Here is a 24,601-nt window from a genome sequence, read left to right as displayed (position 1 = left end):
AACATGCGCATCACCATCCTCTTCGGCGGCTCGAACCGCGAGCGTCTGGTTTCGGTCGCCTCGGCGCAGGCGCTGCATCAGGCGCTGCCCGAGGCCGATCTCTGGTGGTGGGACGTCGAGGACAAGGTGCATGTGGTGCAGTCGAAGCAGCTGCTCGAGCATGCGCGTCCGTTCGAGGACGAGTTCAAGCCGGGTACATCGGGCATTCCGCTCGCGCAGGCGCTCGACCGGGCCAAGGCGGAAGATCGCGTGCTCGTGCTCGGCCTGCATGGCGGGCGCGCGGAGAACGGCGAATTGCAGGTGATGTGCGAGGCGCGCGGCGTGCCGTTTACCGGCTCGGGCTCGGCCTCCTCCCATCTCGCCTTCGACAAGATCGCGGCCAAGCGTTTCGCCGCGCTCGGCGGCGTCACGCCGCCGGCCAACGTGGCGCTCCACGACATCGACGAGGCCTTCGCCGAATATGGCAGGCTGATCGCAAAACCGGCGCGCGACGGATCGAGCTATGGCCTGATTTTCGTCAATGCGAAGCAGGACCTCGTCGCGGTCCGCAACGCGGCGAAGCAGGAAGAGTACGTGATCGAGCCCTACATCGCCGGCGTCGAGGCAACCTGTGGCGTGCTGGAGCGCACCGATGGCTCGATCATCGCGCTGCCGCCGATCGAGATCATTCCGGGCGAGGGCAGCTTCGATTATGCGGCAAAATATCTTTTGAAGTCGACCCAGGAGATCTGTCCCGGCCGCTTTTCGCCGGAGATCACCGCGGCGCTGAGGGAGCAGGCGATGCTGGCGCACCGGGCGATGTCCTGCACCGGCTATTCCCGCTCGGACTTCATCGTCTCGGAGAGAGGCCTCGTCTACCTCGAGACCAACACGCTGCCCGGGCTGACCAAGTCCTCGCTCTACCCCAAGGCGCTGAAAGCCGAGGGCATCGAATTCGTCGACTTCCTGCACGGGCTGGTCGAGCTCGCCGGGCGGGCCGTGCGGAAATAGTTAGGACTGGTTAACGGCCGAGCGGGCGAAACGGCCCGGTTTCGGGTCCAAATCCGGTAAAATGCCGGACATCGCGGCATAAATGCCTCACATGGCTGGGCAAAAAGCGTCCCGTGTTAACGAATTTTACCTTTTGTTTACCAGGACATCCGAAGGTTAACGCTGGCGGCGCATATGGCGCTTTGGCTGCCGGCGCGTGAGCTGTGGCGGGTGATGTCACCCCCGAGCGAACGCTTTGAAGGGGGAAGGCTTCTTCTGCTGAAGACCAGCACCCGGCCCGGCACCGAGACGTCATGTTCGCCAGGATCCGCGCAATGTCGCGGGCAAACTGTTGACGAGCTCGTGCAATGGATGGAGCAGGAAGCCTCACCCGGTCGCTTTTCAGATCGCTGAGGCCCCAAGCTGACCTCAAGGCGGCCGCTATCGGAGCGGTCGTGCTTCTGCGCGAGTGGGTGCAAGAGAAGCGCGAGGAGAAGCGCGCGGCCGCCAGGATCAGGACCAAAGCCAGGGCCAAAGCCGTCGTCGAGCGCGAGCCGCCGCCGCGCGTGGTCGCCCTGGTCGAGCGCTATGCGCCGCGCCGGGTCGGAATCACCATGACCGTGCTGCTGCTGCTCGGAAGCTGCGGCTTCGGCATCGTCAAGGGCGGCCATCTCCAGGATTTCCTCACCGCGGTCAGCGATGCCCGCAACGCCATGGCCAATTCCGCCGGCTTCCGCATCACCTCCGTGGTGATCAACGGCCGCAAGCAGCTCACCCAGGACGAGATCCTCGCGATCGGCGGCGTCAGCGGCCGCTCCTCGCTGCTGTTCCTCGACGCCGACGTCGTGCGCGAGAAGCTCAAGGCCAATCCCTGGATCGCGGATGCGACCGTGCTGAAGCTCTATCCGGGCCGGCTGATGATCGACATCACCGAGCGCCAGGCCTTCGCGCTGTGGCAGGAGGCGGGTCGCCTCTCCGTCATCGCCGACGACGGCGCTGTGCTCGAGCCCTACGTCTCGCGCCGCTTCCTGTCGCTGCCGCTCGTGGTCGGCAAGGGCGCCGACACCCAGGCCCGCGATTTCCTGGCGCTGCTGGCGCGCTATCCGCAGGTCAATGCGGTGACCAAGGCCGCCGTCTATGTCGGCGAGCGGCGCTGGAACCTGAGGCTGAAGGACGGCCTCGACATTCGCCTGCCCGAGCAGGACGTCGGCAACGCGCTTTCGATGCTGTCCAGGCTCGACAAGGAAGACAAGCTGTTCTCCCGCGACATCGTCGCCGTCGACATGCGCCTGCCCGATCGGCTGGTGGTGCAGCTGTCCGACGACGCCGCCAAGGCGCGCGAAGAGCAGTTCAAGGACAAGAAGAAAAAGAAGGCCGGGGACGCCGCATGACCGGTCTCGATCGCACCCAGACCCCCAAGACGCGCCCGATGCCGCACAAGCGCGGCGGCCTCGTCGCCTGTCTTGATATCGGCACCAGCAAGATCGCCTGCATGATCGCGCGGCTGAAGCCGTCGGCGCCGAGCGAAGCCTTGCGCGGCCGCACCCACGCGGTGGAGCTGATCGGCTACAGCCAGATCCAGGCGCGCGGCATGAAGGCCGGCGCGGTGATCGATCTCGGTGAATGCGAGCAGGCGGTGCGCCAGGCCGTCGCGCTGGCGGAGAAGATGGCCAAGGTGCGGGTCGAGTCCGTGCTGCTCTCGGTGTCGGGCGGCCGGCTCTCCGGCCAGCTGGTCGAAGCCGCCGCCGACATCCGCGGCGGCGCCGTGACGCCGGCCGACGTCAGCCGCGTCACCTCCACCGGCATGCGCCACGCCACCGGCGAAGGCCGCACCGTGCTGCACGCGCTGCCGGTCGGCTACACGCTCGACGGCGTCAAGGGCATCCGCGATCCCCGCGGCATGGTTGCGCACCAGTTCGGCGTCGACATGAACGTCGTCACCTGCGACGCCACCGTGGCGCGGAACCTGATGCTCGCGGTGGAGCGCTGCCACATCAATGTCGAAGCCATGGCGGCGAGCTCCTATGTCGCCGGCTTGTCGGTGCTGACCGACGACGAGGCCGATCTCGGCGCGGCCGTCGTCGAGATGGGCGCGGGCACCACGACGATCGCGGTCTATTCCGGCGGCCGCTTCGTGCATGCGGCGGGTTTTGCGGTCGGCGGGCAACACATCACGATGGATCTCGCGCGCGGACTCTCGGCGACCATTGCCGACGCCGAGCGAATCAAGACTTTATACGGGACGGTCATCACCGGCGGATCGGACTCGCGTGAGCTGATGTCTGTACCGACAGCCGGTGACGAGCAGGATCTGCCGCAGATCGTCTCCCGCGCCACTATCGCCAACATCGTCAAGCACCGTGCCGAGGAAATCTTCGAAATGGTCCGGGACCGGCTGAAGGATTCGCCCTTCGCGTCAGAGCCCAACGGCCGCGTCGTGCTGTCGGGCGGCGCCTCGCAACTGACCGGTCTCGTCGAACTCGGAACGCAAATTCTCGGCCGGCCCGTGCGGGTTGGACGTCCCCTCGGTTTCGGCCGGCTGCCCAACGAGGCGAAGAACGCCGCGTTCGCGGTGCCGACCGGACTGCTCGTCTACCCGCAATATGTTCACCAGGAACATGTCGAACCGCGGCATACGCGGCAGCAGATCAGAACAGGGACCGGCGGTTATTTCGGAAGGGTTGGACGATGGCTACGCGAGGGCTTTTGATGACTCCTTTCCGCAATTTCCCATTTTCACCAACTCCCGCGGCCGCCGGCCGGGGCGAACCCACACGCGCGTGATCGAGAGGCAACCATGACCATCAGCATCAACGTTCCTGATATTCACGAACTGAAGCCCCGGATCACCGTGTTCGGCGTCGGCGGCGCCGGCGGCAACGCCGTCAACAACATGATCACGGCGGGCCTCCAGGGCGTCGACTTCGTGGTCGCCAACACCGACGCACAGGCGCTGACGATGTCGAAGGCACAGCGCATCGTGCAGATGGGCACGGCGGTCACGCAAGGGTTGGGCGCAGGTTCGCAGCCGAACGTCGGCGCCGCGGCGGCAGAAGAGGTGATCGACGAACTGCGCGACCATCTCTCGGGCGCCAACATGGTGTTCGTCACCGCCGGCATGGGCGGCGGCACCGGCACCGGCGCTGCCCCGGTCATCGCCAAGACCGCGCGCGACATGGGCATCCTCACCGTCGGCGTCGTGACCAAGCCGTTCCACTTCGAAGGCGGCCGCCGCATGCGCACCGCTGAAGCCGGCATCGCCGAGCTGCACAAGGTGGTCGATACGCTCCTGATCATCCCGAACCAGAACCTGTTCCGGGTCGCCAACGAGAAGACCACTTTCGCCGATGCCTTCGCGATGGCCGACCAGGTGCTTTATTCGGGCGTCGCCTGCATCACCGACCTGATGGTCAAGGAAGGCCTGATCAACCTCGACTTCGCCGACGTCCGCGCCGTCATGCGCGAGATGGGCAAGGCGATGATGGGCACTGGCGAGGCCTCCGGCGACAAGCGCGCGCTGACCGCCGCGGAAGCTGCAATCGCCAACCCGCTGATCGACGACTCGTCGATGAAGGGCGCCAAGGGCCTCCTCATCTCCATCACCGGCGGCAAGGACCTCACCCTGTTCGAGGTCGACGAGGCTGCGACCCGCATCCGCGAGGAAGTCGACCAGGACGCCAACATCATCGTCGGCGCCACCTTCGACGAAGCCCTCGATGGCCTGATCCGCGTCTCGGTCGTCGCCACCGGCATCGAGCAGGCCGCGATCGCCCGCAACAGCCAGGCGACCTCCGCGCCGGTCGCGAACGCCGCGCCCCAGGTGCAGCAGGCTCCTGCAGCTCCAGCCGCCGCTGCCGAAAGCCGTCTGGCGGACCTCACCGCGCGCCTGCGCGCCGACAACCAGCGCCTGGCCGAGCGCGCCCAGAAGCTGGAAGCCCAGATCCCGGCTGGCGCGCCAGCGCCGGTTACGGCCGCTCCGGTCGCGCCGCGGCCGAACGTCGAGCGCGCGGCGCTCGCCGCCATCGCGGCCGCCGTTGCCGAAGTCCCTCAGGCGCCCGCGCCGCAGACCTATGGCGACGTCACCGTGCGGCCGATCGCGCAGAAGCCGACCCTGTTCCCGGAGCCTGATATGGGTGCCGTCGCAATGCAGGAGCCCATGACGCCGGAAAACTTCATCCCGCCACAGGCTGAGCGCCCGCCGGTCCGTGCGCCCAGGATGCCGCGAATCGAGGAGCTGCCGATGCCCGCCCAGGCCGAGATTCGCCAGGCCCGCGGCGAGGTGGAGGAAGAGGCCCCGCAGAAGACCCGCCTGTCGCTGCTGCAGCGCCTCGCCAATGTCGGCCTTGGCCGCCGCGAGGAGGAGAGCGAGCCGCCGGTGGCCACCCGCACCGCCAGCGCGGCCATGCCGCCACTGCCCGAGCGCCGGCCGCAGAAGACCGTGGCGCAGCAGATCGCGGCCAGCGAGCCGGTATCGGAGTATGCCCGCCGTCCCGCGCCGCAGGGCCTCGACATGCATGGCCGCCCCGCACCTGTTGCACCGGCGCCACAGGGTGACGACCATCTTGACATCCCGGCCTTCCTGCGGCGGCAGGCGACCTGAGGATTGTTACAACAAGGCAGACGAAAAAAGGTCCCGGCGACACGCTTGCCGGGACCTTTCCTTTTCTCCCGGGAGCACACGGCTGTCAACTGCCCTGGGTACCGGACCTTGTCGTCTTCGAGGTCGGAAGAATGTGCCGCCTCATCATGGCCCTCGCCAGTGGATCTCCCCATGTGATTCCCGCGGTCTGAAGCCGCCCAAGAAGTTACGGGATAATCCAGCCAGCGTCCTTCCAGGACGATCTACAGAGATATTGGCTTAGCTAGCTAGGCTCAGGTAGCCGGCGCAGCTGCGAACTCCGTGCCATCCAGCCAGATACGATGCAGGATGATGGAGAGTTTGCGCGCCACGGCGACCTTCGCCTTTCGCGACCCGATCCGAGCCATCAATTGCTGCCCCCAACGGCGGAGTGCACTATCTTTGCGCACGCGCGTCATGAGCGCGTTGGCCGCCTCGAACAGAAGGCTTCGGGCCATGCGGTCGCCTGACTTGGATATCCGGCCAGAGATATCGACCTCGCCGGATTGATAGCGCCGAGGTGTCAGGCCGAGAAACGCTCCGACATCGGTGGATCGGGAGAAGCGGTTAGGATCGTCGATGGCCGTCGTGAACGTCAATGCAGTAATCGCGCCTACACCGGGGATCGTTATCATGCGCTGGCAGGCCTCATGGGAGCGCGCGAGACGTAGAAGTTGCGAATCGAGCCTCTGCCTGCGCTCTCCCGCAACACGCCAAGCCTCAAGCAGCGCGTCAATGGCGCTTCGGATCAAGGGGTCCGCCGGACATCGCGTGAGCACTGCGCGCTCGAACGTTCCGCCCTTACCGGCTGCGAGCACCACGCCGAAGGTCTTCAGTAGACCACGAATTTGATTGTAAAGCGTCGTACGAATCGCAACGAGTTCGCTTCTGGCTGAGAGCAGGGCTCGGATACGACAGCTCTGCAGGCTCTTGATGGCGACGGGCCGGTACCAACCGGAGCGCACCACTTGCGCGATCCCAAATGCATCGTTCACGTCCGTCTTGTTAACTTGTAGCGAGAGCGCCGCCGCGACATGGCGCGCGTGGATGCAGTCGATTGGAACGTCGACAGCGCGCAGCCCATGCCAAAGCCAGATCGCCAGCGGCCCGGTTTCCATGCCGACCCGAACTGCGTCTGGAGCGTGCTCGCGCAGCGCCATTGCGATGCACTCCGGTTCCGAGGAGCATTTGCCCCGCCAAGTGCGCCGACCGTCACCGTCGATGACACAAATCTCCGTTTCCTTTTGCGATACGTCCAAACCAACATAAAGCGTCATCACATGCTCCTCTTTTGCACTGAGGAGAACATTCTGCCTCAGTCTCGCGCGTGCGATTAGGCCACGTGATTCACTAAAACCGCCGGCAGCGGCCCAAAACCCCGGGGCAATTTGGTTAAGCCTTGGCGCGAATACGGCAGGTTTGGGGTAACAATCGGTAAAAAACCGTGAGTTGGCGCTGTTTCAGGCAGCAACTATGGTTTGCCGTGACTTGGGGATACGGATTCGCACGACGGTCTCAGCCGATCGGTCGGGTCGAGTATAAGTCGCAACGGGTCGTAGTGGGGCGGGTTCCTGATGAAATTTAGCCGGCAAACAACGCTTCGTGCGCAAGCCACCGTGGCCGGCGTCGGCGTTCACTCCGGTCTTCCCGTCACTCTCACACTTGGGCCTGCACCGATCGATGCGGGTTTTGTTTTTGTCCGTACCGGCCTCGAGGGAAGCGACCGCGAAGTTCAGGCGACCGCCGAGCAGGTGATCGCGACCGACCTTGCCACCGTCCTCGGCGATCGTAACGGCCCGCTGGTTTCCACCGCCGAGCATGTGCTTGCTGCACTGCGGGGCATGGGTGTGGACAACGCCACGATCGAGCTCGACGGGCCCGAAGTACCGATCATGGACGGCAGCGCCGCAGCGTTCATTGCCGCCATCGACCAGGCCGGCATCGTCACCCAGTCCGCACAGCGCCGCTTCATCCAGGTCTTGAAGCCGGTCTCGGTCAAGATCGGCGACTCCTTCGGCGAAATCCGGCCCTATGCCAACGGGTTCCGCGCCGAGATCGAGATCGACTTCACCAATCCCGTCATTGGTCAGCAAAGCTACGCCCTCGACCTCAATCCGGAGCGCTTCCGCCGCGAAATCGGCCGTGCCCGGACCTTCGGCCTGATGTGCGATGTGGCCCGGCTCTGGAGCGCGGGCTATGCCCTCGGCGCTTCCTTCGACAACACCGTCGTGTTCGACGAGGAGCGGCTGCTCAACACCGAGGGCCTGCGCTACGCCGACGAATGTGCCCGTCACAAGGTGCTGGACGTGATCGGCGACCTCGCGCTGGCCGGGCTGCCGCTGCTCGGCGCCTACCGTTCGGTCCGCGGCGGCCACAAGCTTAACCACGCCGTCCTGACCGCGCTGCTTGCCGAGCGTACTGCCTGGCGTGTGGTCGTGGGTGAGGCGGTGCGTCGCAGCACCCGTCCGGTGGGCGAGGTCGGTCGCGGCATTGTCGGCGGCCGGATTGCGGCCGCCTACGGGCCGGACGTGTCCTGAAGGGATCTGCTGTCGCTGGCCTTTGACGGCGACTTGCCCCGGGAAGCTCCTGGTAACCATGATCGGCTAGCATCGCGGCACGTTCGCCTTAATCCGGGCGAAATGCCTGCCTATCCGGTTGGTTAGGGATCGTTTTTGGATATATCGGCGTGGTCGCGTGGCAGGCACCACGGCACCATTTCGCGCTCATGACGGGTTCATGGGCTGGCGGGCACCGCATCACAGGGCGTCAGGGCAAAACTCATGTCGGCACAGCGTATGAGGCGCGGACCTCTTTGGATTTCGCCTAAGGCCTCGATCGCGGCCCGTGGGCTGCTCCAGGCCGCCAGCTTCCTCCTGCTCGCGCTGCCGCTGGCCGGCTGCGGCACCGGCGAGCTCTGGGACAAGTTCACCGCCAAGGACGACACCTTCGTCGAGGAGCCTGCCGACAAGCTCTACAATGAGGGCCTGTACCTCATGAACGAGAAGAAGGACATGAAGGCGGCGAACAAGAAGTTCGAGGAGGTCGACCGCCAGCATCCTTATTCCGACTGGGCCCGCAAATCGCTGCTGATGTCGGCCTACGCCGCCTACCAGGGCGGCGACTATGACGGCTGCATCGGCGCTGCCACCCGCTACGTCACGCTGCATCCCGGTAGCCCGGATGCGGCCTATGCGCAGTACCTGATTGCCGCCTCGCACTACGATCAGATCCCGGACATCAGCCGCGACCAGTCCCGCACCGAGAAGGCGATCGCCTCGCTGGAAGAGGTGGTGCGCAAATATCCGACGTCCGAATATGCGACTTCGGCCAAGGCCAAGATCGAGGGCGCCCGCGACCAGCTCGCCGGCAAGGAAATGAACGTCGGCCGCTACTACGCGCAGAAGCGCGACTACACCGCCGCGATCAACCGCTACAAGGCCGTCGTCACCCAGTACCAGACCACGCGCCATGTCGAGGAGGCGCTCTACCGGCTGACCGAAGCCTATATGGCGATCGGCATCGTCGGCGAGGCACAGACCGCGGCCGCCGTGCTCGGCCACAATTTTCCTGACAGCCGCTGGTACAAGGACGCCTATAATCTTGTAAAATCGGGTGGTCTCGAGCCGAGCGAGAATCAGGGGTCCTGGATCAGCAAGACCTTCAAGAAGATGGGCCTCGGCTAGGAAATTTTGGGGTTCCATGTTGGCGCGTCTGTCGATCCGTGACATCGTCCTGATCGAACGGCTCGATATCGAATTCGCCACCGGCCTTGCGGTTTTGACCGGCGAGACCGGGGCGGGCAAATCCATCCTGCTCGATGCCTTTGCGCTGGCGCTCGGCGGCCGCGGCGACGCCGGCCTGGTGCGCCACGGCGCGGAGCAGGGGCAGGTCACCGCCGTGTTCGATATCCCGAAGAATCACCCCGCGACGAAGATCCTGGCCGAGAACGGTCTCGACGACACCGGCGAGATGATTCTGCGCCGGGTCCAGCTCGCCGACGGCCGCACCCGCGCCTTCATCAATGACCAGTCGATCAGCGTGCAGACGCTGAAGGCGGTCGGCGCCGCGCTGGTCGAGATCCACGGCCAGCATGACGAGCGCGCGCTGGTCGATGCCGCCACGCACCGCCGCCTGCTCGATGCCTTCGCGGGCCTCGAGAAGGACGTCACGGCCGTCGAAGAGCTGTGGGACGCCCGCCGTACCGCCAACACCGCGCTGGAAGAGCACCGCGCCGGCATGGAGCGCGCCGCGCGCGAGGCCGATTATCTGCGCCACGCCTCCGACGAGCTGAAGCAGCTCGCGCCGAGGGAGGGCGAGGAGACCTCGCTGGCCCACCGCCGCACCGCGATGATGCAGGGCGAGAAAATCGCCTCCGATCTGCGCGAGGCGCAGGAGGCGGTCGGCGGCAACCATTCACCGGTCGCAGCGCTCTCCGCGGCGGTGCGCCGGCTGGAGCGCCGCGGCGTCAATTCGCCGGCGCTGGTCGAGCCCGCGGTGAAGGCGATCGACGCCGCGATCAACGCGCTGGAGGAAGCCGACCAGCACCTGCTGGCCGCGCTGGCCGCGACCGATTTCGACCCGGCCGAGCTCGAACGCATCGAGGAGCGGCTGTTCGCGCTGCGCGCCGCCTCGCGCAAATATTCGACCCCGGTCGACCAGCTCGCGGCGCTTGCCGCCAAATACGCCGCCGACGTCGTGCTGATCGACGCCGGCGCCTCGCAGCTGAAGAAGCTGGAGCAGGCCGCGATCGAGGCCGACAGCCGCTATGCCGCCGCCGCCAAGAAGCTGTCGCTGGCGCGGCAGAAATCGGCTGAAAAGCTCAACAAGGCCGTGAACGCCGAGCTCGCCCCACTCAAGCTCGAGCGCGCCAGATTCATGACCCAGGTCACGACCGACGAGGCCGCGCCGGGCCCGCAGGGCTTCGACCGCGTCGAGTTCTGGGTGCAGACCAATCCGGGCACCAAGCCGGGTCCGATGATGAAGGTCGCCTCCGGCGGCGAGCTGTCGCGCTTCCTGCTGGCGCTCAAGGTCGTGCTGTCCGACCGCGGCTCGGCACCGACACTGGTGTTCGACGAGATCGATACCGGTGTGGGCGGCGCGGTTGCGGACGCCATCGGCGGGCGCCTGGCGCGGCTTGCCTGCAAGGTGCAGGTGATGGCCGTGACCCACGCCCCGCAGGTTGCCGCCCGGGCCGACCAGCACCTGCTCATCTCCAAGGACGCCCTCGACAAGGGCAAGCGCGTCGCCACCCGCGTCAATGCGCTCGCCGCCGACCATCGCCGCGAGGAGATCGCCCGCATGCTCGCCGGCGCCGAGATCACCGCCGAGGCGAGGGCGGCCGCGGAGAGGTTGCTGAAGGCGGCGAGTTAGGCTTCGTCTCCCGGACGAGCGCAGCGCGCGCCGGACCCAGACGCCTTTACCATGCTATCCGCTCCGTCGTATCCAAGCACCATGGCAAGAGCAGCAAAATCGAAACCGCTCCGCGACGTCGCCGATCTCACCAAAGCGCAGGCCAAGGTCGAGCATATGCGGTTGTCGCTCGAGATCGAGGGGCACAACGAGCGCTACTATCAGGAGGACGCGCCCACCGTCACCGATGCCGAGTACGACGCTCTGCGTCAGCGCCTCAACGCGATCGAAAAACGCTTTCCTGAATTCGTCAGCGCAGAATCGCCGTCGCAGAAGGTCGGCGCGGCACCGTCCGGGCGCTTCAGGAAGGTGCGGCACTCGGTGCCCATGCTGTCGCTCGACAACGCCTTTGCGGAAGAGGACGTGCGCGACTTCGTCGGCCGCATCGTGCGCTTCCTGAAGCTCGACGACGACAGGATCAATTTCTCCGCCGAGCCGAAGATCGACGGCCTGTCGATGTCGCTACGCTATGAGGGCGGCGAGCTCGTCACCGCGGCGACGCGGGGTGACGGTTCGGTGGGCGAGGACGTCACCGCCAACATCCGCACCCTCGAAGACGTGCCGCAAAAGTTGAAAGGCCGCAACGTCCCCGACATCTGCGAGGTGCGCGGCGAGGTCTATATGACCAAGAAGGCCTTCCTCGCGCTCAACGAGCGGCAGAAGGCGGCTGGCGACACCACCTTCGCCAATCCGCGCAACTCGGCAGCGGGTTCGCTGCGGCAGAAGGATCCGACCATCACGGCTTCGCGTCCCCTCGGCTTCTTCGCCTATGCCTGGGGCCAGATGAGCGCGATGCCGGAGAATACGCAGAGCGGCATGATCGGCTGGTTCGAGCGCTGCGGCTTCAAGACCAATCCGCTGACCAAGCTGTGCCACTCCGTGGAAGAGCTGCTCGCCTTCCATCATGCGATCGAGGAGCAGCGCGCCGAGCTCGACTACGACATCGACGGCGTCGTCTACAAGGTCGACCGCATCGATTGGCAGGAGCGGCTCGGCTTCGTCTCGCGCACGCCGCGCTGGGGCATCGCGCATAAATTCCCGGCCGAGCGTGCCATGACGGTGCTGCGCGACATCGAGATCCAGGTCGGCCGCACCGGCTCGTTCACGCCGGTCGGCAAGCTCGAGCCGGTCGGTGTCGGCGGCGTGATCGTGCAGAATGTCACGCTGCACAACGAGGATTACATCAAGGGCATCGGCAACAAGGGCGAGGTGCTGCGCGAGGGCCGCGACATCAGGATCGGCGACACCGTCGTGATCCAGCGCGCCGGCGACGTCATCCCGCAGGTGGTCGACGTCGTCCTCGACAAGCGGCCGAAGAACGCCAGGGAATTCCAGTTCCCGAAGAAGTGCCCCTGCCCGCTGCACACCGATGTCACGCGCGAGGAGACCGCGACGGGCGAGGAGGGCTCGCGCGCACGCTGCACCGGCGAGTTCGCCTGTCCCTATCAGAAGATCGAGCACCTCAAGCTGTTCGTCTCGCGGCGCGCCTTCGACATCGACGGCCTTGGCGAGAAGCAGCTGCAGTATTTCTTCGACGAAGGATGGGTCAGGGAGCCCGCCGACATCTTCACGCTGGAAAAGCGCAATTCAAAACTCAAGCTCGAGGAGATCGAGGGCTACGGCGCGACCTCGGTGCGCAACCTGTTCGGCGCGATCGAGAGCCGGCGAAAAATCGCGCTGGAGCGTTTCATCTATGCGCTCGGCATGCGCCATGTCGGGGAGACCACGGCGCTGGCGCTGGCGCGCGGCTACGGCTCGTGGGAGGCTTTCCACGATGCCTGCCTCAAGGTCGCCAAGGGCGACGAGGAGGCGATGGCGGATATGGATGCGCTTGACCAGATCGGCGACACCGTGATCAAGAGCATCGCCGATTACTTCGGCGAAAGCCATAATCGCGGCATCGTCGAGCGTCTGACCAGGGAGGTCGAGATCGTCGACGCCGAGAAGCCGAAGAGCAACTCGCCCGTCGCCGGCAAGACCGTGGTGTTCACGGGCTCGCTGGAGAAGATGACGCGGGACGAAGCGAAGGCGACCGCGGAACGGCTGGGTGCGAAAGTGTCGGGCTCGGTGTCGAAGAAGACCGACCTCGTCGTCGCCGGCCCGGGTGCCGGCTCGAAGCTCGCGGACGCCAACAAGCACGGCGTCAAGGTGCTGACCGAAGACGAGTGGCTGAACCTGATCGGGGAGTGAGCGTTTCTTCCGTCATTGCGAGCGCAGCGAAGCAATCCAGGATCTTTCCGCGGTGACAGTCCGGATTGCTTCGCTACGCTCGCAATGACGGGGAGAGGTGGCCGCCCCCTCTACATCATCCCCGTCTCTTCCTCCTCCGCCTGCTCGATCAGCTCTTCGCTCACCACCACCTCGCGGCGCGGGACGACGAAGATCATCACACCGGCGCAGAGTAGCGAGATCGCCAGCACCGCGGCGGTCAACGGCAGCGTCGTCGTCGAGTGGCCGCCGAGATAGGCGCCGAATTGCGACATCAGCGCGCCGAGGCCCTGTTGCAGAAAGCCCATCGCGCCTGACGCCGTGCCGGCGGCCTCGGGGCGGACGCTGATGGCGCCGGCCGCGGAATTTGCCATCACGATGGCGTTGCCGGCCATCACGATCATCTGGGTGCCGAACAGCCAGGGTGGGGCCGCGTTCAGTCCCGTCAAGCTCCAGAGCAGGTTCAAGATGCTGCCGCCGAGCTGCAGCGCCAGCCCGAACCAGATCAGCTTCTCCAGCGAGTGCCGCGGCGCGAAGCGCACGCAGAGCAGATTGCCGACGAGAAAGGCGAGGCTGCTGGTGGCGAACCACGCACCATATTCGACGGTGGTTCGGCCCATCTGCGTGACCACGATGTACGGACCGCCGCCGGCGAAGGTGAAGATGATCTGCGAGGCGAGCACCTGGCACAGCACGTAGCCGACGAAGGCGCGGTTCCTGATCAGGCTGCCGACATCGCCGCGAAAGCCGCCGCCGGCTGCACGGTCGCGGCGCGTCTCCGGCAACGCGAGCGCGATGCCGATCGCGACCGCAAGAGAGCCTGCGGTGATCGCGTAGAAGATCGCGCGCCAGCCGAACGCGGTCTCGATCAGGCCGCCGGTCAGTGGCGAGAGCATCTGCGCGATCATCATGACGGCGATGACGAGGCTGATCATCGCGCCGACGCGCTCGCGCTCGTAGAGATCGCGGATGATGGCGCGGCTCACCACCATGCCGGTAGCCCCGCCAAGCGCCTGGAAGAAACGTGCGGCGATCAACTGCGGCAGGCTGCCGGCGAAGACACAGCCGATGCTTGCCGCGACCATCAGCGCGAGCCCTGCCAGCAGCACCGGGCGCCGCCCGAACTTGTCGGACAGCGGGCCCATGATGAGTTGCGAGCAGGCGATGCCGACCATGTACAGCGACACCGTCATCTGCGCGACCGAGATATCGCGGCCGAAATTCGTCGCCAGCACGGGGAGCGCTGGAACCAGCATGTAAAGCGAGATCGGCGCAACCCCCGTCATGCAGACGAGCAACAGCAACATCACGCGCGAGCTCGCGATGTTTTTCGTTGCCGCCTCCGGCGGCCTGCTGATCATGCCGTGCATAGATGTCCGTCTCGTCGAAATCACTGTAGCGTGCTCGCGCAACACGGATACCGGCGTTTCGGAATGCGGCTATTCGGATTTTGGGACTGTATAGAACAGTGCGCCGGAAGCCGTCGTTTTACGGGAAGCTGCTCAAGGAACGTGCCAAGCCGGCCACGATCGCGGGCAAAGGCGGCGGAGCTTTGCGCTAGTGGCGTAGTGCCATGCGCTATGTCAGCTCCGCCGTTGCCTGATCGAGCCAGGCCTTCGTCGCCTCGTCCAGCGCCGGCCGCACCTCGGCCCTCACGCGCGCGTGGTAGGCATTGAGCCAGTCGAGCTCATCCCTGCTCAGCATCGCGACATCGATCAGCCGGCGGTCGACCGGCGCCAAGGTCAGCGTCTCGAACGCATTCATCGGCTTCTCGGCACCCTTGATGTCAGCTTCGACCACCAGCTCGAGGTTCTCGATGCGGATGCCGAAACCGTCGGTCTTGTAGTAGCCGGGCTCGTTGGAGAGGATCATGCCGCGCTTCAGTGGCGTGGTGCCGAGCTTCGAGATCCGCGCCGGCCCCTCATGCACCGAAAGATAGCTGCCGACGCCGTGGCCGGTGCCGTGCTCGAAGTCGACGCCGGCGGCCCAGAGATATTGCCGCGCCAGCGTGTCGAGCTGTGCGCCGGTGGTGCCGTCGGGGAAGATCGCGCGCGCGATCGCGATGTGGCCGCGCAGCACGCGGGTGAAGCGGTCGCGCATCTCGGCAGTCGGCTCGCCGATCGCCATGGTGCGGGTGACGTCGGTGGTGCCGTCTTCATATTGCGCGCCGGAATCGATCAGCAGCAGATCGCCGGGCGCGATCCGCCGGTTGCTCTTGCGGGTGACGCGGTAGTGCACGATGGCGCCGTTCGGCCCCGTTCCGGAAATGGTCGGGAACGAGACGTCCTTGAGCGCGCCGGTGTCGCGGCGGAAGGTCTCCAGCGCTTCGACCGCGTCGATCTCGGTCAGCTTGCCACTTGGTGCTTCGCGATCGATCCATGCGAGGAAGCGCGCCAGCGCCACGGCGTCCCGCACATGGGCCGTCTTGGTGCCCTTGATCTCGGTCGCGTTCTTGACCGCCTTGAGCAATGCAATCGGATCGTTGCCGCGCACCGGCTTGCCGCCGGCGCCGGCGATCAGCCGGCTCAGCGCGTCGGCCGCGGTGGCGTTGTCGAGCGCGATCGCGGCGCCGCTCTTGGCCAGCGCCATCAGCGTCGGCGCCATCGCATCGGGCTCGCGCACGTCGGCGGACTGTTCGAGATGGTCGCGCGAGAGGTTGGAGAGTTTTCGGTGGTCGATGAAGATGGTGGGGCGGCCGTCCTTGGGCACCAGCGCGTAGGAGAGCGGCAGCGGCGTATGCGCGACGTCGGCGCCGCGGATGTTGAAGGTCCAGGCCACGGCATGGCTGTCCGACAGCACCAGCGCATCCGCGCCGAGCTTGGCGATCTCGGCCCTGATCTGCGTCAGCTTCTCGCCTTCGGTGACGCCAGCATGCTGCAGGCTGTGCACGGCCACGGGAGCGAGCGGGGGCTGGGGCCGGTCCTGCCAGATCGCATCGACCGGATTGCCCTCGACCGGCACGAGCTCGGCGCCGGCCTTGGCGCAGGCGACGGACAGGCGCTCGGCTGCCGAAAAAGTGTGCAGCCACGGATCAAATCCGAGGCGATCGCCCGCTTTCAGATGGGCCGACACCCAGCTTTCCGGAGGCGGATCGATCAGCGATTCCACCGCCCAGGCCTTGCCATCGACCTGCTTGGCTGCCTGCAGCGTGTAGCGGCCATCGACGAACAAGGCGGCCTCGCGGGTCAGCACCACCGCGAATCCGGCCGAGCCGGTGAAGCCGGTCAACCAGGCCAGCCGCTCTTCCGAGGGCGCCACATATTCGTTCTGCTGCTGGTCGGCGCGTGGAATGACGAAACCGGTCAGCTTGCGGCGGGCGAGTTCTTCGCGGAGTGCGGCAAGGCGCGCGGTCAGCGCAACGCCGGCCTCGGGCTCCTCGAATGTCTGGAAGTGCGCTTCGAACATGCGGATCACTCTAGGATCATGGGCATCGGTCCGCAATCTAGACGCATTTTCATCGCATCTGGCATGGACTGTGCTTGAAAATGTTCCATTCGGTTGAGTGGAGTAAAGGATGCGGCAGTTGCGCTTCGTCCGGATGACAGGGAAATTCGAGCAAGTGGTTCATCTCAACGGCGAGGGGACACACGATGCCAGCGTTCACGTTTGAGAAGATCTCGCCGCCGGTGCGCCGCGCCCCGGCCGCCGCAACGGGACCGAAGAAGCCGCGCGGCCTCATCAGCCAGATGATCGACCGTTTTGCCGAGCGCCGCGCAAGGCGCGCCCTGCGGGGCAAGCGCGCCGCGCGCCGGGACGACAAGCCGGCGGAGTAGGGTGCTGTTTGTTCACCTCGGCCCGCTTGCGGTGAGAGGTCGGATTGCACTTGGCGATGCGGAGCATCGTCCAGCGCGATCCGGATGAGGGGGACTCTCCGCGAGTCCAGTTCTCACCGTCCCGGCGAAGACTCTCCCTCTCCCCGCAAGCGGGGCGAGGGAGCGCACCGGCGCCGCGGGCGCGCTTTATTCCACCTTCCTCAGCAACAGACTGCTCCACCCCTCGATCCTCAGATGCCGCAGTGGCACAAGGCCGCGCGCGCGGTAGGCGGCGATCACGGCGGGGGCCTGGTGGGTCAACAGGCCGGAGAGGATGACGCGGGCGCCGGGCGCGAGGTGCCGCGCCATCGGGCTCGCCAGCTGCCGCAGCGGGTTGGCGAGGATGTTCGCCAGCACCAGGTCGAACGGGCCTGCGCGGGCAAAATCCGGCGCGGCGAAGCCGGTGGCGCGGATCACCCGGACGTGGTGACCGACTTCATTCAGCGTCGCGTTCTCGGCCGCCACCCGCACGGAAGGCGGGTCGATGTCGGAGGCCAGCACCGCCCGGTGCAGCGCCTTGGCCGCCGCGATGGCCAGCACGCCGGTGCCGGTGCCGAGGTCGAGCAAATTGCGCGGAAGGGAACTCTTCAGGACGTGGTCAAGCAGGAGTAAACAGCCGCGCGTGGTCCCATGGTGGCCGGTGCCGAAGGCGAGCGCCGCCTCGATCTCGATCTTGAGCTTGTTCGGCGCGACGCGGTCGCGGACGTGGCTGCCGTGCACGACGAAACGCCCGGCCGGCACCGGGACCAGATCCTCCAGGCTCGCCTTGACCCAGTCCTTGGCCTCGACAATATCGAACACCAGCGTGCCGGCAATCTCATTTCCTGCTGAAGTTGCAATGAGTTCGCGCAGCCATGCCTGGTCCGGCGGCTCGGCGAAATGCAGCGTGACGTCCCACTGGCCGTCCGGCCGTTCGAAGGCGGCGACCGCCGCGTCGCCCTCGAAAAACACCTCGGTGAGTACATCGACGACGCGCCGTGCGGCAGCCTCGGTGCCGATCGAGAAACTGGCGCGGTGCGTGGGGGAAGGCATGCTCTGTGGTTGTATCGGGCTCAATTTTGGGAACCTTCGCGAGCAATTTTCCGCACAACTTGAAGCTCGGAATTAACTGGACCGAAGGTTGCAGCCCGTAGATTTGCGGCTGTTGGGGCTGACCAACTCAGCCTGTGATTGAATTGGAGGCGTATCTTGAAGCGCATGGTTTTGAAGTTCTGGTCCGATGAATCCGGTGCGACCGCAATTGAATACGGCCTCATCGCGGCCGGTATCGCTCTGGCGATCATCACCGTGGTGAACAGCCTGGGCAGCACGATGAACGACAAGTTCGGTTCGATTAGCACCTCCTTGAAGTAATTTCCGCCTCCGATTTCCAGCGGGGGCTACTTTCTTGAGGATGTCCAGACAAGCGCCCGCGCGGGGAATTGCCCTCGGCGGGCGAGGTCGTTTTGGGGGAGGTGTCCACAGCCCGTCAGCCCTTTATCAGGGCATCGTCCACCGGCTCATCCCCCAGCTGTCCCGCGGTTATCCACCGCCTTCTCCCCAGCATCTCCGGATCAGGTTCCCTGCCTGTCCACGGACATCTCGACAGCCCATCCACAGCCCTATCACCGGCTTCCGAACAGCGCGCGGTGGTCCCGCAGGATCACGCGCGCGGCGTTGTGGCCGGGGGCGCCGGTGACGCCGCCGCCGGGGTGGGCGCCGGAGCCGCAGTGATAGAGGCCCTTGAGAGGCCCGCGATAATCGGCATGGCCCAGCATCGGCCGCGCCGAGAACAGCTGGTTCAGCGTCAGCGCGCCGTGGAAAATGTCGCCGCCGAGCAGACCGAACTGCCGTTCGAGGTCGAGCGGGGACAGGATCTGGCGGCCGAGCACGCTCGCCGCAAAGCCCGGCGCGCACGCATCCACCGTCGCGATCATGAGATCGGCGACCTCGTCGCGATGGTCGTCCCAGGATTTTCCAGCGGGAAGCTCCGGCGCAACGTGCTGGCAGAACAGGCTTGCGACATGCTTGTCGGCGGGCGCCAGCGTATCGTCGAGCGTCGAGGGGATCAGCATCTCGACGACAGGCTGTCGGCTCCAGCCCTGCGCGCGCGCATCGAGATAGGCGCGATCCATGTAGGCAAGGCTTGGCGCCAGGATGATGCCGGAGGTGAGGTGGTCCCCCTCGCCCGGTAGCGCCGTGAAGGAGGGCAGGCGGTCCAGCGCCACGTTCATGCGGAAGGTGCCGGAGCCGTTCTTCCAGTGCCTGATGCGGGCGAGGAAGTCCTGCGGCAGCGCATCGGCCGCGATCAGCCGCGTATACAGCAGCTTTGGATTGACGTTGGCCGCGACATATTTCGCGCGGATCGTCTCGCCGTTCTCCAGCACCACGCCGACCGCGCGGTCGCGCTCGACGATCACCTCGCGCACGCCGGCATCGGTGTCGATCGCGACGCCGTGATCCCTGGCGGAGCGCGCCATCGCTTGCGTGATCGCGCCCATGCCGCCGATGGCGTGGCCCCAGACGCCCTTCTTGCCGTTCACCTCGCCGAAGGCGTGATGCAGCATCACATAGGCGGATCCTGCCGCGTAGGGGCTGGCGTAGTTGCCGACGATGGCATCAAAGCCGAACAGCGCCTTCACCAGATCATGCTCGAAACGCTCGTCCAGCATCTCGCCCGCCGAGCGGGTGAAGAGATCGAGCAGGCTGCGGCTCTGTTCCAGCGTCAGGCCGCGCAGGATGTTGGCGCTCTGCAATGCGTTCACGGCCTCGCGGATCGCGTTCGTGCCGAAGCCGTCGAGCAGGTTCGGCGGTGCGCGCAGTACGAATTGCCTGAGCACGTCGGCGATGTCTTCCAGCTCGCGCGAGAAGCCGTCGAGCGCCTCCGCGTCACGCGCGCTGAGCCGCGCGACTGACGCTTTGGTCCGCCCCTCGCCGGTGAGAAGATAGCTGCCGTCGGGCGCGGGCAGGAAGTTCTGCGCGCGGCGCTCGACCACGCGCAGGCCCTGCTCGGCGAGCTTGAGGTCGCCGATCACCTGCGGATTGAGCAGGCTCACGGTGTAGGCCGCGACCGAATTGCGAAAGCCGGGGTGAAACTCCGCCGTGACCGCGGCTCCGCCGACCACCTTGCGTCGTTCGACCACGCGCACGCGCAGGCCCGCGATCGCGAGATAGGCCGCGCAGGTGAGGCCGTTATGGCCAGCGCCGATGATGACGACGTCGGTTTCGCTCATGAAAGATTCAAAATGTTCCCCGGCCATTCCGGGATGGGTCGGAACGACCGGACCCGGAGTGACATCTCTATATCAAGCATTCGTCGCTGCAACATCACGAGCCCCTTTATTGCCCGTTCAGGCGCAGTGTGCTCCATTGCGCGCGTCCGGCGCCCGCCGGGGGACTTATCCGACGCGTTTTCTCGCGCGAACCGGTGCCCACTTCGCTGGAAAACGCTTTTGCCGGAGCTTTCATGGATTCGACCGTGCAACCCGCCGCCACGGAGCAGCCTTCGTCGTCGCGCAACCGGCTGCTGCTGACGGTCTACACCGCTGCGATCTTCGTCAGCGCGCTGCTGCTGTTCTCGGTGCAGCCGCTGTTCACGAAGATGGTGCTGCCGCGGCTCGGCGGCTCGCCGGCGGTATGGTCGGTGGCCATGGTGTTCTTCCAGTCGCTGCTGCTGGCGGGCTATGCCTATGCGCATCTCTTGATGCAGGCGAGGAACCGGATCGTTCCGGTCACGGTGCATCTGGTGCTGCTGATCGCGGCCTTCGCCACGCTGCCGCTCGGCATCGCGTCGGCGTATGGCGAGCCGCCGGCTTCGGGCTACGCGTTCTGGCTGCTCGGCCTGTTCGTGGTCTCGATCGGGCTGCCGTTCTTCGCGCTCGCCGCCAACAATCCGCTGCTGCAGGCCTGGTTCGTCCGCACCGGCCATCCGGCCGGCCATGATCCCTATTTCCTCTATGCTTCCTCCAACATCGGCAGCTTCCTGGCCCTGTTGTCCTATCCCTTCCTGCTGGAGCCGATGTTCACGCTGCACACCCAGAACCGGTTCTGGACGGTTGGCTATGGGCTCCTGATCCTCCTGATTAGCGGTTGCGGCGTGCTGCTGCTGCGCTCGCCGAAGCTCGCCGTGACTGATGCGCGAACCGAGGACGTCAACGCGCCGGCGCCGCGGCTTCCGAGGCGGCTGCGCTGGATCTTCCTCGCCGCGGTGCCGTCAGGCCTGCTCATCGCTGTGACGGCGCACATCTCGACCGACGTCGCGGCGGCGCCACTGCTCTGGGTGCTGCCGCTGTCGCTGTACCTGCTGACCTGGGTGATCGTGTTCCAGTCGCGGCCGCTGCTGCCGCACAAATGGATGCTGATGCTGCAGCCGGTCGCGATCGCCGGCGTCGTCGTCCTCTTGGCTTTCGGCGGCGAGCAGAATCTGCTGCTGACGCTCGGCGGTCATCAATTGTGCTTCTTCGTCATCGCCATGGCGTGTCACGGCGAATTGGCGCGAACCCGGCCGGCCGCCAGATATCTCACCGGCTTCTATGTGGCGCTGTCGTTCGGCGGCATGGTCGGCGGTCTCTTTGCCGGCCTGGTCGCGCCCTTCACCTTCTCGTGGATCGCGGAATATCCGATCCTGATCGCGCTCGCCGCGCTGTGCCGCCCGTCCGCGAACGAGCGTCTCGCCGGCATCGTCAGATGGTACTGGCTGGCAATCGCCGCGCTCGCGGTGGCGCTGATCGCGCCGTCCTATACGACCGGCAATCTCTCGACCTGGTTCGAGGATCACCGTGTCTGGGTCGCAGGTGCCGTCGGCGCGCTCGCCGCGGTGTTGACGCTGGCGCTCAATGCCGGGCGCTGGAAGATCTTCGCCACCGTCGCGCTGGCGCTGGCCTTGATCCGGATCTATCCGGCGGACGAGGGCCGCGTCACCACGGTGCGCAGCTTCTTCGGCGTGCACAAGATCGTGGAGACGCCCGGCGGCTATTTCCACGTGCTGATGCACGGCACCACCATCCACGGCGCCGAGCGCATCCGCAACAATGACGGCACGCCGGTCACCGGCCGGCCCGAGCCGATCACCTATTATCACAAGGACGGCGGCATCGGTCAGGCCGTCGCCGCGATCCGCGAGCGCAAGGGCGCGCCGCTCAAGGTCGCCGCGATCGGCGTCGGCTCGGGCACGCTCGCCTGCGCCGCCGAGCCGGGCGAGGACTGGACATTTTTCGAGATCGACCAGTCCATGGTGGACGCGGCGCGTGACCCCAGGAATTTCCGCTACATCTCGAGCTGCCTGCCGGGCCTGAAGCCTGTCATCGGCGACGCCCGCCTCACCTTCGCCAAGGAGCCGGACGGCGCCTACGATCTCATCATCGTCGATGCCTATTCGTCCGATGCGATCCCGATCCATCTCGCCACCGAAGAGGCGATGAAGATCTACAAGGACAAGCTCGCGCCGCACGGCGCCGTGGTGATGCACGTCTCCAACCGCCACCTCGATCTCGAGACCGTCGTGGTCGGCATCGCCGACGCCAATGACTTGAAGAGCTGGGTCTTCAACGAGGATTCGGGGCGCGATTCCGACTACATCTTCTCGACCGACGTCGTCATCTCCGCGCGCGAGGAGGAAGATGTCGGCAAGCTCGCCGCCTCCAAATCGTGGGAGCAGACCGAAGCCGACGACCGGGTGCGGGTGTGGACCGACGATTACTCGACCATCCTGGGCGCGCTGTACCGGCGTTTGAGGGACGGGGAGTAGGACCCCGGGCCTACGGTTCCACAGGCGTCCCCGCCGGCAGCGCAATTCCCTTCTCGCTGGCGACCTGTCGCAGCAGGTCCGGATTGTCCGAGATGATCCCGTCGACGCCAGTATCGATCATCCGCGCCATGTCTTCGCGCTTGTTGACCGTCCAGACCACGAGGCGCAAGCCGAGCGCGTGGGCTTCGGAGACCAGCGCCGCGGTCACGTCGCCGAAATAGGGCGACCAGATCGCGCCACCCGCAGCCTTGATGGTTTGCGGCAACGAGCCGCCGTGATCGGCCGGGCTGAAACCCGCGGTCCAGCTGGTGGCCTTGTCGAGCGCCACCGTTGGAGCCGAGCCGCGCTGGAGCGTCAGGTACACGGTTGGAATCTTCGGCGCTCGCTGCTGGACGAGCTGCAGGGTCCGCCAGTCGAACGACTGGATCATGACGCGGTCGGTGAACCGTTCGGCCTCGATCAGCCCGAGCAGTTTTGTGACGAAAGCTTGCGGATCGAGGGACTCATCCGGATGGTTCGGATCGATCTTGGTCTCGATATTGAAGCGCACATTGGTGTTGCCGGACTTGCGCACCAGCGCGAACAATTGCTTCAGCGTGGGGATGCGCGTCCCCGGCACGGCGCGCTGCTCGGGGAATTGCCTGGCATAGGCACTGTCCGGGCGGATCTGACCGACGTCATAACTCCTGACCTCTTCGAGCCGCAGCTTGACGAAGGGCGTGCCGGGGGCGGCCACATAGGCGCCGCTCGCATCTCGTGCGAGATCCGGATTGAGCCCGCGTTCATGCGAGATGACGACCTCGCCATCGGCGGTGACGCCGACGTCGAGCTCCAGCGTGTCGACGCCCGTCGACAGCGCGTTGGCAAACGCGGGCAGGGTGTTCTCCGGCAGCAGCGCCCGCCCGCCGCGATGCGCCTCGAGATCAAAGGCCATAGCTCGTCCTGCAGCAAGAACCGCGAGCACGGTCAGGATGGTCGTGGCACGTGACGGCATGGTGCCCCGACTGTTAAGGGCGCTCGGTGGCGGCCGCGTCAGTTCTGATAGTAATAATTGCGCGGCTGATAATACTGGCGAGGCTGCTGCTGCTGCTGCTGATAATAGTAGCCCTGCTGGCCATAGCCCTGGTCGTAGGTCGGCTGCGGCAGTTGCTGATAGGCCTGCGTGCCATAGGGGCGCGTGATCGGGCGCGGCGCCGGATAGCGCGCGCCGGTGTCGCTGCCGTCCGCCGGATAGATGTAATTGTCGTCCTGCGGCATGTAGCGGCGGGCGGGTTGCTGCGGCGGCGTCAGGTTCACGGGATCACCCGTGGTCGCATACTGCTCTTCGGCAGGCTGCTGCGGAGCGCGGGCGGCCACGGCAGTGTTGCTGCGGCCGCGCGGATTGCGAGCGAGTGCCACCTGCGCCGAGCCGGTCAGCGTCACCGTCGTGTTGAGCACGCCTTGCTGCTGCACCAGCGCATAGAGCGTCGATGCGTTCTGTCGCGACAGCCGCACGCAGCCATGCGAGGCCGGTGAGCCGAGCCGGCCGACCGAGTCCGTGCCGTGAATGGCGTGCCCGACCTTGGTGAAGAAGATCGCGTGCGGCATCGGCGCGTCGTCGAATTCCTTGGAAAAGTGATCCTCTTCCATGCGGAAGGCACGGAAGGCGCCGTTCGGCGTCTCGCGCGAGGGGATGCCCGTCGACACCGGCCAGTGATAGCGCGCGACGCCGTCGACGGCGACGGTCATCTGCTGATTGTCCTTGTCGACGGTGATCTCGACCTTGGCCTGCGCGGTGCCCGCGCTCAAAAGCATCAGGGAGGTGAAAGCAATAAAAAACGAACGCATCTGGAAACGCATCTGGGTTCTGGCCTCCGGCCT

The 24,601-nt window shown here is 66.0% G+C and carries 18 protein-coding genes; 11 read left to right on the top strand and 7 right to left on the bottom strand.

What is annotated here, in order from left to right:
- Positions 1–3: 3 nt before the first annotated feature.
- The 4 genes from ACNJYB_RS29245 to ftsZ all read left to right on the top strand — a co-directional run bounded on the left by ACNJYB_RS29245 (position 4) and on the right by ftsZ (position 5,569).
- The gene (locus ACNJYB_RS29245; RefSeq protein WP_439370024.1) at positions 4–990 is read left to right on the top strand and encodes a D-alanine--D-alanine ligase family protein; all 987 of its coding nucleotides are present in this window, start codon (positions 4–6) and stop codon (positions 988–990) included.
- Positions 991–1,337: 347 nt separating this feature from the next.
- Entirely contained in the window at positions 1,338–2,360 is a 1,023-nt protein-coding gene (locus ACNJYB_RS29240) for a cell division protein FtsQ/DivIB (RefSeq protein ID WP_439370023.1), read from the top strand.
- Positions 2,357–3,679 (top strand): cell division protein FtsA, encoded by a 1,323-nt coding sequence (gene ftsA, locus ACNJYB_RS29235; protein WP_439370022.1) that lies wholly within the window; start codon positions 2,357–2,359, stop codon positions 3,677–3,679. Before ACNJYB_RS29240 ends, ftsA begins: the two co-directional genes overlap by 4 nt.
- 87 nt (positions 3,680–3,766) lie before the next feature.
- Positions 3,767–5,569, top strand: a complete 1,803-nt coding sequence (gene ftsZ, locus ACNJYB_RS29230; protein WP_439370021.1) for a cell division protein FtsZ — start codon at positions 3,767–3,769, stop codon at positions 5,567–5,569.
- Positions 5,570–5,841: 272 nt separating this feature from the next.
- On the opposite strand, the gene ACNJYB_RS29225 is transcribed toward ftsZ, so the two are convergent.
- Entirely contained in the window at positions 5,842–6,864 is a 1,023-nt protein-coding gene (locus tag ACNJYB_RS29225; protein ID WP_439368201.1) for an IS110 family transposase, read from the bottom strand.
- A gap of 297 nt (positions 6,865–7,161) precedes the next feature.
- Here ACNJYB_RS29225 and lpxC point away from each other — a divergent pair, with 297 nt between their 5' ends.
- From lpxC to ligA, 4 genes are all read left to right on the top strand, one after another.
- Positions 7,162–8,124, top strand: coding sequence for a UDP-3-O-acyl-N-acetylglucosamine deacetylase (lpxC, locus tag ACNJYB_RS29220; protein WP_439370020.1), 963 nt, complete (start codon positions 7,162–7,164; stop codon positions 8,122–8,124).
- Positions 8,125–8,367: 243 nt separating this feature from the next.
- Entirely contained in the window at positions 8,368–9,270 is a 903-nt protein-coding gene (locus ACNJYB_RS29215) for an outer membrane protein assembly factor BamD (RefSeq protein ID WP_439370018.1), read from the top strand.
- A 16-nt stretch (positions 9,271–9,286) separates the two neighbouring features.
- The gene (gene recN / locus ACNJYB_RS29210; protein ID WP_439370016.1) at positions 9,287–10,957 is read left to right on the top strand and encodes a DNA repair protein RecN; all 1,671 of its coding nucleotides are present in this window, start codon (positions 9,287–9,289) and stop codon (positions 10,955–10,957) included.
- Between the two features lie 81 nt (positions 10,958–11,038).
- Positions 11,039–13,186 carry an NAD-dependent DNA ligase LigA gene (ligA, locus tag ACNJYB_RS29205; protein WP_439370015.1) on the top strand — a complete coding sequence of 716 codons (2,148 nt, stop codon included), beginning with the start codon at positions 11,039–11,041 and terminating at the stop codon, positions 13,184–13,186.
- Between the two features lie 110 nt (positions 13,187–13,296).
- Here ligA and ACNJYB_RS29200 read toward each other — a convergent pair whose 3' ends face one another.
- Complete coding sequence (locus ACNJYB_RS29200) at positions 13,297–14,574, bottom strand: multidrug effflux MFS transporter (RefSeq protein WP_439370013.1); 1,278 nt, start codon at positions 14,572–14,574, stop codon at positions 13,297–13,299.
- A 208-nt stretch (positions 14,575–14,782) separates the two neighbouring features.
- A complete protein-coding gene (locus tag ACNJYB_RS29195; RefSeq protein WP_439370011.1) occupies positions 14,783–16,609 on the bottom strand; it encodes an aminopeptidase P family protein in 1,827 nt (608 codons plus the stop codon).
- A 185-nt stretch (positions 16,610–16,794) separates the two neighbouring features.
- Here ACNJYB_RS29195 and ACNJYB_RS29190 point away from each other — a divergent pair, with 185 nt between their 5' ends.
- Entirely contained in the window at positions 16,795–16,977 is a 183-nt protein-coding gene (locus tag ACNJYB_RS29190; protein WP_439370009.1) for a hypothetical protein, read from the top strand.
- Positions 16,978–17,163: 186 nt separating this feature from the next.
- On the opposite strand, the gene ACNJYB_RS29185 is transcribed toward ACNJYB_RS29190, so the two are convergent.
- Positions 17,164–18,048 (bottom strand): 50S ribosomal protein L11 methyltransferase, encoded by an 885-nt coding sequence (locus ACNJYB_RS29185; protein ID WP_439370008.1) that lies wholly within the window; start codon positions 18,046–18,048, stop codon positions 17,164–17,166.
- Between the two features lie 165 nt (positions 18,049–18,213).
- Between ACNJYB_RS29185 and ACNJYB_RS29180 the strand changes: the two genes are divergently transcribed.
- Positions 18,214–18,369: a Flp family type IVb pilin gene (locus ACNJYB_RS29180; RefSeq protein WP_129272625.1), complete on the top strand. Its 156-nt coding sequence runs from the start codon at positions 18,214–18,216 to the stop codon at positions 18,367–18,369.
- A 251-nt stretch (positions 18,370–18,620) separates the two neighbouring features.
- Here the strand turns inward: ACNJYB_RS29180 and ACNJYB_RS29175 are convergent, their stop codons facing one another.
- A complete protein-coding gene (locus tag ACNJYB_RS29175) occupies positions 18,621–20,228 on the bottom strand; it encodes a phytoene desaturase family protein (RefSeq protein ID WP_439370006.1) in 1,608 nt (535 codons plus the stop codon).
- A 233-nt stretch (positions 20,229–20,461) separates the two neighbouring features.
- Here ACNJYB_RS29175 and ACNJYB_RS29170 point away from each other — a divergent pair, with 233 nt between their 5' ends.
- Positions 20,462–22,741 (top strand): fused MFS/spermidine synthase, encoded by a 2,280-nt coding sequence (locus ACNJYB_RS29170; protein ID WP_439370004.1) that lies wholly within the window; start codon positions 20,462–20,464, stop codon positions 22,739–22,741.
- A 10-nt stretch (positions 22,742–22,751) separates the two neighbouring features.
- Here the strand turns inward: ACNJYB_RS29170 and ACNJYB_RS29165 are convergent, their stop codons facing one another.
- Both ACNJYB_RS29165 and ACNJYB_RS29160 read right to left on the bottom strand, forming a co-directional pair.
- Positions 22,752–23,735, bottom strand: coding sequence for a glycerophosphodiester phosphodiesterase (locus ACNJYB_RS29165; RefSeq protein ID WP_439370002.1), 984 nt, complete (start codon positions 23,733–23,735; stop codon positions 22,752–22,754).
- Positions 23,736–23,773: 38 nt separating this feature from the next.
- Positions 23,774–24,568, bottom strand: a complete 795-nt coding sequence (locus ACNJYB_RS29160) for a L,D-transpeptidase (RefSeq protein WP_439370000.1) — start codon at positions 24,566–24,568, stop codon at positions 23,774–23,776.
- Positions 24,569–24,601: the final 33 nt, after the last annotated feature.

The organism is Bradyrhizobium sp. SMVTL-02 (genome assembly GCF_051853005.1).
Lineage (GTDB): Bacteria > Pseudomonadota > Alphaproteobacteria > Rhizobiales > Xanthobacteraceae > Bradyrhizobium.
This window is presented reverse-complemented; position numbering and strand designations above follow the sequence as displayed.